Origin of the sequence: Paucibacter sp. DJ2R-2, from assembly GCF_025717675.1 — a bacterium.
Lineage (GTDB): Bacteria > Pseudomonadota > Gammaproteobacteria > Burkholderiales > Burkholderiaceae_C > Paucibacter_A.
In genome coordinates this window covers 189,651-204,272 of sequence record NZ_JAJIRT010000002.1, presented here as the reverse complement: position 1 = coordinate 204,272, position 14,622 = coordinate 189,651, and the positions used below count along the sequence as shown (strand labels likewise).

General features: G+C 66.1%; 14 protein-coding genes. 7 read left to right on the top strand and 7 right to left on the bottom strand.

The genetic code is table 11. The features are described from left to right. Positions 1 to 25: 25 nt before the first annotated feature. From LNV28_RS08075 to LNV28_RS08065, 3 genes are all read left to right on the top strand, one after another. The gene (locus tag LNV28_RS08075; RefSeq protein WP_263518390.1) at positions 26 to 1,192 is read left to right on the top strand and encodes an alpha-D-ribose 1-methylphosphonate 5-triphosphate diphosphatase; all 1,167 of its coding nucleotides are present in this window, start codon (positions 26 to 28) and stop codon (positions 1,190 to 1,192) included. A gap of 5 nt (positions 1,193 to 1,197) precedes the next feature. After that, a complete protein-coding gene (locus tag LNV28_RS08070) occupies positions 1,198 to 1,950 on the top strand; it encodes a DUF1045 domain-containing protein (RefSeq protein WP_263568787.1) in 753 nt (250 codons plus the stop codon). 181 nt (positions 1,951 to 2,131) lie between these two features. Continuing rightward, a complete protein-coding gene (locus LNV28_RS08065; protein WP_263518388.1) occupies positions 2,132 to 2,827 on the top strand; it encodes a hypothetical protein in 696 nt (231 codons plus the stop codon). A gap of 77 nt (positions 2,828 to 2,904) precedes the next feature. Here the strand turns inward: LNV28_RS08065 and LNV28_RS08060 are convergent, their stop codons facing one another. From LNV28_RS08060 to LNV28_RS08050, 3 genes are all read right to left on the bottom strand, one after another. After that, positions 2,905 to 3,270 (bottom strand): bacteriocin, encoded by a 366-nt coding sequence (locus LNV28_RS08060; protein ID WP_263518387.1) that lies wholly within the window; start codon positions 3,268 to 3,270, stop codon positions 2,905 to 2,907. Between the two features lie 189 nt (positions 3,271 to 3,459). Then, positions 3,460 to 4,260, bottom strand: coding sequence for a hypothetical protein (locus LNV28_RS08055; protein ID WP_263518385.1), 801 nt, complete (start codon positions 4,258 to 4,260; stop codon positions 3,460 to 3,462). Between the two features lie 40 nt (positions 4,261 to 4,300). Then, a complete protein-coding gene (locus tag LNV28_RS08050; protein WP_263518384.1) occupies positions 4,301 to 5,083 on the bottom strand; it encodes a hypothetical protein in 783 nt (260 codons plus the stop codon). Between the two features lie 356 nt (positions 5,084 to 5,439). On the opposite strand from LNV28_RS08050, the gene LNV28_RS08045 reads away from it, so the two are divergent. From LNV28_RS08045 to LNV28_RS08035, 3 genes are read left to right on the top strand one after another with little or no spacing between them, the layout of a single operon-like run. Continuing rightward, entirely contained in the window at positions 5,440 to 8,415 is a 2,976-nt protein-coding gene (locus LNV28_RS08045; RefSeq protein WP_263518381.1) for an ATP-binding protein, read from the top strand. A 3-nt stretch (positions 8,416 to 8,418) separates the two neighbouring features. Next, on the top strand, positions 8,419 to 8,763 hold the full coding sequence (locus LNV28_RS08040) for an Hpt domain-containing protein (protein WP_263518380.1): 345 nt from the start codon (positions 8,419 to 8,421) through the stop codon (positions 8,761 to 8,763). A gap of 7 nt (positions 8,764 to 8,770) precedes the next feature. Beyond that, the gene (locus LNV28_RS08035) at positions 8,771 to 10,090 is read left to right on the top strand and encodes a response regulator (protein ID WP_263518378.1); all 1,320 of its coding nucleotides are present in this window, start codon (positions 8,771 to 8,773) and stop codon (positions 10,088 to 10,090) included. Positions 10,091 to 10,300: 210 nt separating this feature from the next. On the opposite strand, the gene LNV28_RS08030 is transcribed toward LNV28_RS08035, so the two are convergent. Then, a complete protein-coding gene (locus LNV28_RS08030) occupies positions 10,301 to 11,359 on the bottom strand; it encodes a M23 family metallopeptidase (protein WP_263518375.1) in 1,059 nt (352 codons plus the stop codon). 223 nt (positions 11,360 to 11,582) lie between these two features. Next, the gene (locus LNV28_RS08025) at positions 11,583 to 11,891 is read right to left on the bottom strand and encodes a DUF1272 domain-containing protein (RefSeq protein ID WP_263518373.1); all 309 of its coding nucleotides are present in this window, start codon (positions 11,889 to 11,891) and stop codon (positions 11,583 to 11,585) included. An 89-nt stretch (positions 11,892 to 11,980) separates the two neighbouring features. Between LNV28_RS08025 and LNV28_RS08020 the strand changes: the two genes are divergently transcribed. Then, positions 11,981 to 13,024, top strand: coding sequence for a GlxA family transcriptional regulator (locus LNV28_RS08020; protein WP_263518371.1), 1,044 nt, complete (start codon positions 11,981 to 11,983; stop codon positions 13,022 to 13,024). Between the two features lie 160 nt (positions 13,025 to 13,184). On the opposite strand, the gene LNV28_RS08015 is transcribed toward LNV28_RS08020, so the two are convergent. Both LNV28_RS08015 and phnE read right to left on the bottom strand, forming a co-directional pair. After that, on the bottom strand, positions 13,185 to 13,856 hold the full coding sequence (locus LNV28_RS08015; protein WP_263518369.1) for a DapH/DapD/GlmU-related protein: 672 nt from the start codon (positions 13,854 to 13,856) through the stop codon (positions 13,185 to 13,187). Then, complete coding sequence (gene phnE, locus LNV28_RS08010; RefSeq protein WP_263518785.1) at positions 13,856 to 14,596, bottom strand: phosphonate ABC transporter, permease protein PhnE; 741 nt, start codon at positions 14,594 to 14,596, stop codon at positions 13,856 to 13,858. The genes LNV28_RS08015 and phnE overlap by 1 nt, the downstream gene beginning before the upstream one ends. Positions 14,597 to 14,622: the final 26 nt, after the last annotated feature.

The following is a 14,622-nucleotide window of genomic DNA, read 5'->3' as shown; positions in this document are numbered from 1 at the left end:
CTGTGATGAAAGAAGTGAACCCGCCATGCTGAGCCCTCAACGCGTTGCCGCCTTGTCCACCATCCGTGGGGGCCAGGTCTTGCGCCCCGGCCAGCAATGGCAGGAGAACGAGCTGGTGCTGGGCATCCGGAATGGTCGCTTGGTCGATGGCGCCTTGCCTGGCCCGGCCCTCGATGCGAGCGGCTGCCTGGTGCTGCCCGGCATCGTCGATTTCCACGGCGACGCCTTCGAGCGCCAGATCATGCCGCGCCCCAGCGTGCATTTCCCGCTCGACCTGGCCATGCTGGAGACCGACCGGCAGCTGGCCAGCAATGGCATCACCACCGCCTTGCATGGCCTGACCTATTCCTGGGAAGGCGGCCTGCGCGGCGGCGACACGGCGCGCGAGCTGCTGGCCGCGCTCGATTCGCTGGAAGGCCGCCTGCAGGTGGATCACCGCCTGCATCTGCGCTTCGAGTGCCACAACGTCGAGGGCGAAGACCAAGCCATGGAATGGCTGCGCAGCGGCCGCATTGGCCTGCTGGCCTTCAACGAGCATCTGCCCATGATGCGCAAGAAGCTGGACAAGAAGCTGCAAGACTACGCCGACCGCGCCGGCACCGACGGCGCCGGCTTCATCGCCCTGCTGGAAAAAGCGGCCGCCCGTGGCGCCGAAGTGCCGGCCCTGATCGAGCGCCTGGCGGCCGAGTGCCGGCGGCTGGGCATCCCCATGGCCTCGCATGACGACGACAGCCTGGCCACGCGCGCTCGCTTCCGCGATCTGGGCTGCAGCATCTCCGAGTTCCCCCTGAGCACCGAGGTGGCGGCCATGGCCAGCGCCGAGCGCTCGCCCGTTGTGTGTGGTGCGCCCAATGTGCTGCGCGGCGGCAGCCATGTCGGCGCCCCGCGCGCGGCCGACCTGGCCGGCGCCGGCCTGTGCAAGATCCTCGCCTCCGATTACTACTACCCGGCGCCCCTGAACGCGGCTTTCAAGCTGGCGCACGACGAGGTGATGCCTTTCGCAGCCGCTTGGGACCTGGTGTCTGCCAACCCGGCCCAGGCCTTGGGCCTGCAGGACCGCGGCCAGCTCAGCGAGGGCCGCCGCGCCGATGTGCTGGTGGTGGACGCGCAGGAGCCGAGCCGGCCCCGTCTGGTGGCCACGCTCTGTGCGGGCCGCATGGTCTATCTGGCCGAAGGTGAGCGTCTGCTGTGAATGCCTTGATCTCTCCACCTCCTGCGGTGCTGCTGCCCGCCAAAGTTCACCGTTACGCCGTCTATTACGCGCCAGCCGCCGGCAGCCCGCATGCCGAGCTCGGCGCCCGCTGGTTGGGGCGTGACGCCTGGCAGCCCGGCCGCCTGCTGGCGCCTGAGACGCTGGGCGGCCTGGGGGACGAGACGCGCGCAGCGCTGTGCCGCAGTGCCCGGCGCTACGGCTTGCACGCCACGCTCAAACCACCGTTTGAGATGGCCGAGGGCTGCAGCTTCGAGGAGCTCGATGCCGCTTTGTATGCCCTGGCCGGCCGTCACGCGCCATTCGAACTGCCGGTGCAGGCGGCTCGCTTGCACAACTTCCTGGCTTGGCGGCCCGCAGCCAGCGCCGGCACTGGCCCGGACAAGCGGCTGATGGACTTGGCCAGCGACTGTGTGCAGTCGCTTGACCCTTTCCGCCGCTCGCCCAGCGTGGCCGAACTCCAGCGCCGCCGCAGCGCTGGCCTGAGCAGCGAGCAAGAGGCTTTGTTGCAGCGCTGGGGCTATCCCTTTGTGATGGAAGCCTTCCGTTTCCACCTGACTCTCAGCGATGCGCTCGCGGCCGAGCAGCTGGCCGCCGTCGAAGCGGCCTTGCAGCAGGCCTGCGCGCCCTTGCAGGGGCAGCCCCTGCAGATCGATGCCCTGAGCCTGTTTGTGGAGGCCGAGCCTGGTGCGGACATGGTCGGGGTGGCGCGCTACGCCCTGGCGGCTGAGCGGGGCTGAGCTGGCCTGAGGACAGGCCGGCCGGGCGAGGTCAGAAGCTTGCCCGTACTTGTTCCCTTGCTGAGACTGCCGTGAATTCAGCTCAAGCGTGCGATTGAGCCCAGCGATGGATGAATCGGTGGCCATCGTCGCTCAAGCCTGACCCGCGCGGGCCGATGACGGGGCAGGGAGGCGACCTGCCATGCGCTGCTGGATCATCTGCTTGACCTTGTCCCTGTTGGGCGGGCCGCTGGCTTTGCCGGCCCTGGCTGCGGACCTGAGTGCGACCGAAAACCAATGGCTGCGTTCCGCCGCGCCCGTCCTCGCCTACGCCCGAGGCCTGGGCCAGCCCATGGACATCATCGTCCAGCCCCAGGCCGCGGCTGGCCTGGCCCCGCTGGCCATGGCCTTTGTGGCCGGGCGCTGCAAGCTGGTGCTGTCCATGCGCGGCAACCCGGAAGCGCAAGCAACCCTGGACCGCATCCCCGCGCCGCTGCGCGATGCCGCTGTGGAACTGATGGTGGCCCATGAGCTGGGCCATTGCAGGCGCTACCTCGACGGCGCCTGGGCCAGCGTACCGGCCGGTTTTGTACCCAAGCTGCCGGCCGGCCTGAGCGACGAGTACCGCGAGGCCTACGGCGCCATGTTTGCGGCGCGGCGCGAGGAAGGCTACGGCGATTTGGTCGGTCTGGCCTGGACGCAGATGCGCCACCCCGGGCAGTACGCTGCGCTCTACGCCTGGCTGGTGTCATTGCGGACGCAAGACCTGATTCCGGGCAGCCACCATGACACCTTGGCCTGGCTGCAACTGGCTCCAGATGGCGCGGCCTTGGTGGCGGCCGAGCTGTTCGCTGGGCCTGCTGCGCTCTGGGCGCGCGGCCTGCTTCGGGCGAACTGATCGGGCTGCTCGCGAGCGCAGCGGCGGTGCGGGCTAGGCGTCGCCGCTCCAATGTCGGGCAATGCAGCGCGCTGGGATCAGATGGCTGGCTTGGCTTTGAGCGCGGCGGAGGAGTCGCCGGGATTGCTGTCCTTCTCGGGCATCAAGCCGCTGGCGGCTGAGCCGCCCAGGGCGCCCGCCACCGCGCCCACCGAACTGCCGACCAGCACACCGACCGGTCCGCCCAGCGCGACACCGATCACCGCGCCGAGGGCCGCCCCGCCGACCAAGCCACCGCCGGTCAGCACCGAGTTCGCCTCTCTTGCGGCGTCTTCGGGCGCCAGCGCCTGCTGTGCGGCCGGGTCTGGGTCTTGCGAGGGTACGCCGTGGCCAACATGGGCTTGGTCGACGAGGTCTTCGTCGCGCGGGGCATTGTTGGGCGACGGTTGGGGAGGTCGGTTCATGGCGATGTCCTTGCGCTTGGCAGATGCAGCAGGGGGAGGGCGGCGATCACATCAGCCGAGCCTTTTGATCCTGTGTCTCACTTGTACTTGTGCGCAGGCTGTGAAGCCATGCCTGAGCAGGCTCGGACGCTGTAAGACAGGGCGAGGTGTCCAGGTCCCGCGCCTGGCTCAAGTGGCAGCCCCCCTGCCTCACGGCCGCGTGACGTTCAGCACCCAGGTGCCGTCGAAGAGTGCGCCATAGACCGAGTGCGTGACGTTCACCTTGATGGTGTGCTTGCCCACCGAGGGCGGGTCGATCAGCAGCCACAGGCCGTCGGTCTGTGCCACCTGGGGTGAGCCGGTGATGCAGCTGTCGTAGTTCACCCAGTCCTTGGCGCCGGTGAAGGAGAACATGCCGGTCGCAGCGCGGCGTACCTTCAGCGGTTTGCCGTCGAGCGTGGCCTGCGCCAGGCTGATGCCATCGATGAACTCGGCCGTCATGGCGCGCAGGAAAGTCTCGAGCTTCTGGCCGGGCGGGAGTTGAGGGTAGTCCGGGGTGCAGGGGTATTCATAGAAGTAGCCCATTGCCGGCATGAAGATGGCCTTGCCCGCGGGGATGCTGCACTCGACGTTGAAGACCGGCAGGCCGCCCGGGCCTACCAGATTCCAGACCGAGCCTTGCTGGTTGAGGCCGCAGTTGGCGCCCGTCTCGGCCGGGTTGGCCGAGTTCACACCAATCGGAATCGAGAACATCCAGCGCTGGTGGTCAATGATCAGCTGCTCCAGTAGCCTGCCCTGCCAGGACTCAAGGGCGCCCGCGGCGGCGCGCACGGCACTTTGTTGGCTTTGCGGGCTCAGCTGCCCGGTGCGCAAGGCCTGCACCGCGCGCTCGCGTTGGCCCGGCACATTGGGCATGGCCGCCAACGCGACTTGGCTGGTGGCCAGGGCTGCGACGGCGAGCGATGCCAGGCGCAGGCAGCGGCGGGAAACTTGGTTTTGGGATGTCGACATGGTGGTCTCCTTTGGATGGTGTTCAGCGCAGGGCCGCATGTCAGCGGGCCTGGCCGTGACGGCGCAGCTTCAATGAACCGAGGACGAGCAGGCCCGGGGCCAGACTGAGCCAGGTGCTGGGCTCGGGCACGGAGCTGACGTTGTAGGTGATGTCCTGCAGGTTGGTCCATTGGCCGGCAAAGGGGCCGGTCGGCGATGAGTCGAAGGTCCACCGTATTTGGTGTGTGCCTGGGGACAGCCCCTCCATCGCGAACATATAGCCGTCAGAGATGGCCGGGTAGACGCCGGGCGGCCAGCCGCCCAGGTTGTCTGGCGTGACGCTCAGGGGGAACAAGCTGCTTGACTGACGAAACTGGGCCAGCGATGTGTAGCCGGCCGGCAGCAAGGCGGGTGCACCATCCACCGTGATCGACATGCTGTTGATGTGACCCAGCACGTTGTTGCCGATGGCACGCAGATCGGCCTCGGTCTCGTTGGCGTCGGGCCAGACGGTGACGACCATGAGATCCAGGAACAGCGTTTGGTCGGAGCGGACCGTCACGTTGCGCACGAGGGGCGTGCCATCCAAGGAGCCGGGCAGGAAGAAGTACTGCCCCTGGTCGCCGAGCGCGGAATGGGCGCCCGTCGGGTCGAGCACGGGGCTGGTGGCCGCTGGATAAGACAGCCACCATTGGCTGAACTTGGCGAGCATGAAGCTCTGGCTGTAGCCCGCCACCATGGCGTCCGGCGCAAGCAGCTGTTGTGCCAGCACCGGGGTGGCACTGGCGGCCATGAGGGCGGCCGCGGCCAGCGCGATCAGAGGGCGCTTGAGGATGATCGACATATCGTTCTCCCGTGGGATTTGGGGTTGAAGCTGGCGGCCTGTGCTGCCAGTGCCACGGCGTCTTGAACGAGGTCTTGAGGCCGTGGCGAGACTGTCGCGTCGATCGGGTGGGACTGTCCTGAAAGCGTCTGAAGCTGCGCTGAAACTTCCTGAAAGAGAAGGGGCGTTGACATAACGGGTTCGCAGCGCGTGCGCTGCGCTTTCAGAAGGCTTCAGCCCGGCTTCAGGGCGTTTAAGGACAGGGCGGGCAGCCGAGTTGACGATGCATCAACGGGGCTGCTCAGGGTTGATGCCCTCGCGCGCCGGCTGGATCTGCCTATGCTTCTGTGCACGATCGAAAAAGGGACGGAAAAACCATGAACAGTGCCCTGACTCAAGCCGACGCTGGCGCCCTGTTAGGCGGGCAGCCACCCTCGGGCTCTAACGCCAAGATGTGGCAGGTGTTGCTGCTGGCGTTCTGCCTGTACTGCGCGGGCGTGCGCTGGCTGGGCCTGGCCCATGTGGATCGCATGGTCTCAGCGCAGGCGGCAGGCAGCGTCGGCGCGGATCTGGGCTGGCGTTTCAAGGGCGTCTTGTGGATGCGTGAGATCAAGAGCCTGAAAGCGGACTCCGATCTGGCGCACCAAGGTGTGAAGGTGGGCGACCGCTTGTCCTTTGACATCCCCGGTGATAGCTGGCGATTCATGGGCATCGGGGAAACCATCCCGGTCATGGTGGAGTCGAACGGGCAACAGCGTTCATTGAAGGTACGCACCGTGCCCGATGCGAGCCGCATCACGCCCCTGGCGGTACTGATGACCTTCACCGACTGGGTGGACAGCTGCATGGCCCTGCTGGTGGCCACCGTGCTGGCCTGGCGGCGCGCCGACAACAAGGCCATCCGTGCGCTCTCTGCCACCCTGGCCATGTACAGCGCGGCAGGGGTCTTGCAGTATCTGCCTGGGGGCTGGTTTCAAACCTTCATGTTCCTCACAGGCCCGACCATCCAGATGTATGTCGGCGCGGTCGGCTATCTGTACTTCGTGATTCACTTTTCCAAAGATCTCGCCTGGCTGACCCGGGGTTGGCAGCGTTGGCTGCTGGTCGCATTGGTCGGTGCAGGCCTGTTCTTTGCGGTGCTGGAGGCTTTGCACACCTTGCGCTGGCTACCGCGCCAGGTGTGGCAGCCGCCCGTGAGTCTGCGCGCTGCACAGGCCGCCATGGTCATCCAGCTTGCGACCCTGGCTGGCATGCTGTTCGCCTGGTGGAGAGCCCGAGGGATGGAGCGCCAGCGCTACGCATGGATCGGGCTTTGCGTGAGCTTGTTGACCCTGAGCAGCTTCTTGTTTTCCTGGCTCTCGGAATCGTCAGCTCGGGGCGACATCCAAGCCGAGCAGATCGTGAACGTTTCGCAGGCCACCTTGGATGTGCTGGCCATGCTGGGCCTGGCCTACGCGGTCTTGCGCTACAAGGTGCTGGGCTTCGGCTTCGCCATCAATCGCCTCTTGGTTTGGGGTCTGGTGCTTGCGGTGCTGGTGCTGGGCGCGACCTTGATGCAGCGCCTGGGCATGCGCCTGCCTGTGCTGGCCGATCCGCGCGTGGCTGCGGGCGTGACCGTGCCCTTGGCGCTGGTGTTTGCCGGCGCCGTGCCGCACCTGCGAGGTGTGGCCGACAAGCTGGTGCAGCGCCTGTTCTATCGCAACTGGCTTGCCAAGGAGGAGGCACTCTGGTCTGCCGCCTTGGGCGCCGTGGGCGTGCAAGGCCAGCAGGCCTTGATGGCTCACTACCTGCGGGCCTTCAGCCGGTTTGCCGGCGGCGCGCAGGCCTCGGTCTACCAGGTTCAGCCCGGTGAGAAAGCACAGGTGGGCACGCGCCTGGCTTGCACTGGCACCGATGTGCCTGAGCCCCTGATCCTGCGTGCCTCCGACCTGCGCAGCATCCAGGCTCAGCGCTTGCCGGCCGTGTTGACTGCGCGCACCGGGCTGGATGGCCTGGTCGTGCCGATCCGGCATAGGGATGAGCTGACCGGCTTTGTGCTGCTGCAAACACGCCCTGACGCCGCCCCTTACCGGCCCGACGAGATCCGCGCCCTGGACAAGGCGGTGGACATGATGCAAGAGGATCTGCAAGCGGATGCCGCCCGCACCCAGGCCCAGCTGCTGGAGCAAAAGCTTGCTGCCGAGTTGCAGGCGCGCGAGGCAGCGCAGTCGGCCAACGCCGCCAAGAGTGCCTTTCTGGCCACGGTGAGCCACGAGATCCGCACCCCGATGAACGGGGTGATCGGCATGAGCGGCCTCTTGCTCAACTCGCCGCTGAGCGAAGACCAGCGCGACCATGCCTTGACCATCCGCGAGTCGGCCGAGGCGCTGCTGACCATCATCAACGACGTGCTCGACTTCTCCAAGATCGAGGCTGGCAAGCTCGAGATCGAAGCGCAGCCTTTCGAGCTGCGCGAATGCGTGCGCCTGGCGCTCGATCTGGTGAGCGTGCGGGCCGCGCAAAAAGGCCTGCGCTTGACCTGTGCAGTGGACGACGAGGTGCCCGTGGCCGTCTCGGGCGATGCGGCGCATCTGCGCCAGATCCTGCTCAACCTGCTCAGCAATGCGGTCAAGTTCACGGACGCGGGCGAGGTGCTGCTGAGGGTGTCGACACCGAGCGCGGGGCAGCTGAGTTTTCAGGTGCGCGACAGCGGCATCGGGCTCAGCGAAGAGGGCCGCTCGCGCCTGTTCCAGCGTTTCAGCCAGGCCGATAGCAGCATCGGCAGCCGCTACGGCGGCACCGGCCTGGGCTTGGCCATCAGCAAGCAGCTGGCCGAGCTGATGGGCGGCAGCATGGGCGTGGAGAGCGCCGGGCCGGGCCAGGGCAGTTGCTTTTTCTTCAGCATCCCGGCCCCTGTGGTGGCGGTGGAACTGTTGCCCCCGCGCCCGGCCTTCACGCCGGTGGCGATGGACCCGCAGATGGCCACGCGCCACCCGCTGCGCATCCTGCTGGCCGAGGACAACGGCGTGAACCAGAAGCTGGCCATGCGCCTGCTGGAGCAGATGGGCTACCGTGCCGACCTGGCCAGCAATGGGCGCGAGGCGGTAGAGAGCCTCGCGCGGCAGACCTACGATCTGGTGCTGATGGATGTGCGCATGCCCGAGATGGATGGCCTGCAGGCCACCCGTGAAATCGTTGCCCGCTGGCCGGCCGCCGGGCAACGCCCCAGAATCGTGGCCATGACAGCCAATGCGCTCAACGGCGACCGCCCGCAATGCCTGGCCGCCGGCATGGACGAGCACCTCAGCAAGCCGCTGCGCGTGGAGGCCCTGATCGAGACATTGGCCGCCACCGCCATGCGCAGGGACACTTGAACCATGACGCCAGACCTGATCGACGCGCGCTGCTTCGAGGCTCTGCAAGCCAATGCGGGGGCTGACTTTGTGCTCACCCTGATCGACGCCTTTGCCGAGGAAGCGCCGGCACTGCTGGCTGACCTGCGCAGCGCCGCCGCGCAGGGCGATGCGGAGCGTTTCGAGACGGCGGCGCACACCTTGAAAAGCAACAGCATCACCTTCGGCGCCAGCCGGCTGGCGGAGATGGCGCGAGTGCTGGAGTGGCAGGGCCCGTCATCCGATGCGGTCAGCGTGGATGCGCTGCAAGCGCTAGAAACACAATTGATGGCAACGCTGGCGGCCCTGCGGGCCCTGGCGCGTGCCTGAGGCGCCGATGGGTACGCAAGCCTCCAGCCTCGTTTTCGGGCATGTCGAACTCCGGCTGGCCGAGCGCCTGCTGCTGGTGGATGGCAAGCCCATCGCCCTGGGCAGCCGCGGTTTCGATCTGCTCAAGGCCTTGGTCAACAAGCGCGATCGCGTGGTCGGCAAGAACGAGTTGCTGGACGAGGTCTGGCCTGGCCTGGTGGTGGAGGAAAACAATCTGCAGGTGCAGATCTCCGGCCTGCGCCGAGTGCTGGGTGCCGGGGCCATTGCGACCGTGGCCGGGCTGGGCTATCAGTTCACCTTGGCGCCGGGAACCCACGCGCAGGCGGACGCACCGGCCCCTGGCGTGCCGCAGCCCGTGGCCGCAGCCTTGCCCGCGAGGGTGCTGGTGGCGGATGACAACAAGGTCAACCGCCTGCTGCTGTGCCGCTCGCTGGAGTTGATGGGGCACCGCGTCAGCAGCGCCGAGAACGGCCGCGAGGCGCTGGACTTGTTGAGGCAGCACCGCTTCGATCTGCTGCTGCTTGATCTCGCCATGCCCGAGCTTGATGGCTTCGGCCTGCTGAAGCTGCGCGCGGAAGATGCGGCCTTGCGCGCGGTGTCCGTCATCGTGACCAGTTCTTTGGGCGGGGTGGCCCCGGTGGCGCGCTGCATCGAGCTGGGGGCCGATGATTTTTTGCACAAGCCGGTCGACCCCTGGCTGCTCAAAGCCCGGGTGGAGTCCAGTCTGGCTCGCAAGCAGTTTGCCGACCTGCAGGCCGACATGCTGCGCCGTTTGCTTCCCCTTGCGCCTGCGCAAGCCCGGCGCCTGCCGCAGGCTGTCGTGCTGGTGGCCTGTCTGAATGAACTGGAGCGCCTTTGCGCGCTGCAGACGCCGCAGGAGACGATGGAGCTGCTGAGCAACTGGGGCACCCTGATGCTGGACGCCGTGGCCAGTAGCAAGGGCGAACTGGTCCAGTACTGCGGCGACTGCCTGATGGCCTTGTTCGCCGAGTCCAGCGCTGCCGCAAAGGCGGCCCAAGACATGGCCGGAGTGATGGCCGGCTTCAATGCCGAACGCTTGGATGCGGGCCAAGCGGAGATCAGGCTTGGCGTGGGCATCGCCAGCGGCGCGGTGCTGCTCGGTACGGCCCTGCCATCCGGTCGCGTCGCTCACGCCTGTATTGGTGCGCCGGCCCTGCTGGCGCAGCGCCTGGCCCAGGCTTGTGCGCCGCTACACCTTCAGCTCTTGATGGACTTGCCGACGCAGGCGGGCTTGATCGAGCACCTGCACAGCGTGCCTGTGCAACTGCCAGGCGGGGGCGAGGCGTACACCACCAGATCGCGTTAGGCGGCCGAGGACAAGGTCAAGCCAGGCAAGTGCAAACTGGCGCCACTACTTTGGATGGATGAGTTCTTCAACGAGGGTCCGCAGCCGCCCCGACCCGTCGAAACCATCCGCTCCCTCGTCCTGCAAGGCAGAAACGCGCCATCGCGGGCATCTGGAGTATGAAGAGCTTACGTGTGGCAAGTTGCTTGTTGAAGCCTGGCTCCGGTGGGCTCATTGCGATCTTGCTTTCCGCTGAGCCCGATTCGCACCAAAGTCCACCATCGTGTCCTCACCCCATGGAAACTCTTGGGCCCTCTCGCTCCAATCCAGCCCAGGCACAGTCATGCGGAAGCGATCGAAAACGAATGGCAGGCCCTCGCTTGCCAAAAAATCCGGTGTGCTGGCCAACTGAAAATGCACATGGGGACTGCGGGAGTCACCCGAATTGCCGACCCGCCCCAGCCATTGACCGCGGCGTACCCGGTCTCCGGCCTTGACCCGCACACTGCCCGCTTGCATGTGTGCGTATTGGGCAAACTGACCATTGGCAAGTTGGAGCACAAGCTTGTTACCGAGAATGCTTTCGTACGTGTTCAGTGGCACTGCCGGTTCAAAGCCGGCGGCTGTTTTTGGAACGTTGTCTGGGTAGCCGTCCGTGGCCACGACGACGATGCCATCGGCCACGGCGAACAAGCGCTCACCATAGGCCGGGTAGGCGTGCACATCGCGTGGGTCACCCTCAACAAGAAGCTTGCCATCCTTGGACTTGCGCCAGTCGATGGCAAAGCGCCTGCCGTTTTGCGCCATACCGCCCTCCACCATGTAGCCCATGTGGTGATGGGTGTCCAAATTGGGACCATTGCGTGGGTGCCAATTCGAACCTTCCAGCAAGGGAGCAAAGACCGGCAGCGGCGCGCGGTGCACGGTCACCACCGGGCCATCGGTGCTGGTGTTCTCTAGGTGGGCGCGATGACGCAGTTGGCGCGGCACCGAGGCCGTGTCGTCGAAAGCAAGGCATAGAAAAGCCAGGGCGCTGCGGCCCGCATCCAATGCACGGTTGGCGTCCACATGAGGCTGGCTGGGGTACTGCAAGTAGTTCACTCCCGTGGGGCGCAAGAGCGCATTGAGTTGCGCCGCATCCAGTGTCGCAATGGTCCTGATCGGGCTCCGGCTCACATCCATGACCTCCAGGCTGAGCAAGGTCATCATCGAATCGGAATAGTTTTGCAAGTCCAGTTCGTAGATCAGGTAGTAGCGCCCCGCACTGGCAAACATGGTCGGCTCAAGCATGGTGCGAACTTGCAGAGCCACCCCCGGGAACGGGCGACTTGGCAAGGGGCGGGCAGGCGCTGAGGCAGCGCTGGGCGGGACCAGTGAACACCCATCGGGCAGGGGGAAAACCGCCGCCTTGGCTGCAAGCGACTGGGTGACTGCAAAAGCCCAGGAAAGCGCAGTGACGAGCCTGCGTGCCGGGCGGGTGAGGCGGTGTTTCATGAAGTTCAAGGCCAGGTCCTTACCTTCTGTCAGCGGCGATTTTCTTGATTGCCGCTGAAAACTGCGCGTGCACATCGGGGTCAACCGGGCGGTGCTTCAGCTTGGTGCTCTCTGGATCGTTTCCGAGGAAGTTGTTGTTTTTCCAGTTCCTGGCGGGCCGGATGGGTCTTGGCTCAAAACCTCCGCCGCAATTGGGGCAGACGTTGCCCAGCAGGCCATCTACACAGTGGGCGCAGAACGTGCATTCATAGCTGCAAATGCGTGCTTCCAAAGAATCGGGTGGGAGCGGCTTGTTGCAGTGTTCGCAGGTGGGGCGGAGTTCAAGCAAGGGGCGGTACCTCTTGTGGGTGTGTTGGACGCAATCGTAGGTACTCAACGATTGGCACATCTGCCATTCATGGTTGAATAATTGCCAATATGAGCCTTCCCAAAGCGACACGCACGCCCCCAGCCCATAGCCTGGAGGCACCAGTCACGAGGGACATCTGGGTGTTGGTGTTTCCGCAGTTCTTGTTGCTGGACGCCACAGGCCCCATCCAGGTGTTTTCTACCGCCAACGACGAGGCCCGCGACGCTGGACTGGCGCCGCCGTACCGCATCCACTTGATCGCACCGGGCGGCGGTGCCGTGTCATCCTCTGCCGGGGTGAGCTTGCTGGCCAGGCCTCTGCCACGACGCGGCTTGGAGGGGGCTACGCTGATCGTTGCTGGGGCCAGTGCCGCTGAATTGCCGATAGCCGCAGGCAGCTCCGCAGAGGGCAAGCAGGACCCGTTCACTTTGCGCTGGGTGGCGCGCGCCAGCAGCAGTGTGGCGCGCTGCTGCTCCGTATGCACCGGCGCTTTCGTGCTGGCCCGCGCGGGCTTGCTGGACCAGCGCAGCGCCGTGACCCATTGGCAAGATGTGGCTCAACTGCGCAGCCAGCACCCACTGGTGCGGGTGCAAGACGATGCCATTCACACCCGTGATGGCAAGTTCTATACGTCTGCTGGTATCAGCGCCGGGATGGACTTGGCGCTGAGTCTGGTGGAGGAGGACTTGGGTCGTGCGGCGTCGCTGCGTGTGGCCAAGCGCTTGGTACTGTTCCTCAAGCGCTCGGGCGGGCAGCGGCAATTCAGCTCCGAGCTGTTGGCCCAGTCCCATGAGCAAGGGCTGAGCGGGCAGCTGGTCAACTGGCTGCGCCCCCGCTTGCCCCAAAGCATCACGCTCACCCAAATGGCAGACGCCTGCGCTGTGTCAGTGCGCACCCTCAACCGCAAGTTGCTCCAAGAGACAGGCGTCACCCCCGCGCAGTTTCTGGTGCGCCTGCGCACCGAGGTGGCGTGTGGGCTGCTCGAGCAGCCCGGCATGAGCGTCAAGCAGGCGGCGCGCCTGAGTGGCTATGGCACGGAATACAACCTGCGCCGTGCATTTGCCGTCCAGCTGGGGGTTTTGCCGAGCGAGTACCAGTCGCGCTTTGCTTAGGACGAAGTTTGGCGGTATGGCTGTACGTAGATGAGTGGGTCAACGAGGCGGCCAAGCCAACCCTTCGTCTCACGCCTTGCCCGTTTCGTCCACGCGTATCAGGCGTCAGGCCCTGCGCCCGGCCCAGGGGCAGCCGCTCCGTTCCGGGGCACAGCCTTGCTTACGCAGCCAACCCTGCCTGCCTCTCCGCATGCGCGGCCAGCATCTTGCGCACATCCTTCAACTCGTCCTGCCGAGTTTGCAGCTCTTCATGCGTCCAGTCCCACCAGGCCACAGCCTCGATGGCGCTGCCGATCGCCGGCGTGAAGCGCGGCCGGATAGCGCGGCAGGGGTTGCCGGCGGCGATGGTCCAGGCGGGCACGTCGCGGGTGACGATGCTGCCGCTGCCGATGACGGCGCCGTGGCCGATCTTGACGCCGGGCATGATGATCACGCCATGGCCCAGCCAAACATCGTGGCCGATGCTGACGCGCTGCAGGCGGCGCCAGTGGAAGAGCTCGGCGTCGTCGGCGCCGAAACCTTCGCCATACATGCTGCCGCGGTAGAGGATGTGGTGCAGGCAAGGGCGCTCGACCGGGTGAAAGCCGGGGTTGATGCGCACCATATTGGCGATATTGACGAACTTGCCGATGTCGGCGGCCATGACCTCGGCGTGGTGGCCGATGTAGCTGTAGTCGCCGAAGACGCTGTGCTCGATGCGGGTGCTGGCGCCGACTTCGCACCAGCGGCCAAATGAGCTGTCGCGGACGATGGCGTCACTCGCCAGGGTGGGCGCTTCGCTCAGACGCACCGGTGCCGGCAGGTTGTGGGCGGCAATGTGATAACTCGTCATCAGATCAGTACCTTGCGGATGCGTGCCGAGACCAGGTCGATGGCGGTGACGAAGGCGATGATGATGAGCATCACGGCGGCCGTATGGGCGTACTGGAAGCTGCGGATCACTTCGTAGAGGATGACGCCGATGCCACCAGCGCCCACCATGCCCACCACCGAGGCCGAGCGCACATTCGATTCAAAGCGGTAGAGGGTGTAGGACACCCAGAGCGGCATGACCTGCGGGATCACGCCGTAGACGATCTCTTCCAGTGCATTGGCGCCGGTGGCTCGGATGCCTTCCACCGGCCGGGGGTCGATGGACTCGACCGCCTCCGAGAACAGCTTGGCCAAGATGCCCGTGGTGTGCACCCACAAGGCCAGCACGCCGGCGAAGGGGCCCAGACCCACGGCGACGATGAAGATCATGGCGAACACCATCTCGTTGATGGCGCGTGCGGCGTCCATCAGGCGCCGCACCGGCTGGTGCACCCAGGCCGGCGTGATGTTCGACGAACTGAGCAGGCCGAATGGCACGGCGCAGACGACCGCCAGCAAAGTGCCCCAGAGCGCCACCTGCACCGTCACCACCATCTCGGCCACATAGGTGCGCCAGTCCGTGAAGTCGGGCGGGAAGAACTCGCGGGCCAGGCTCACCATATTGGCCGAGTCGGCCCAGAGCGCGCCCGGGCGCATGTCGGCGCCACGCCAGGCCCAGGCGAACAGCGCCAGGGCCAGGCCCCAGCCGACCAAGCTCATGAGCCCGGCCCGCGGCAGGCCGCCAC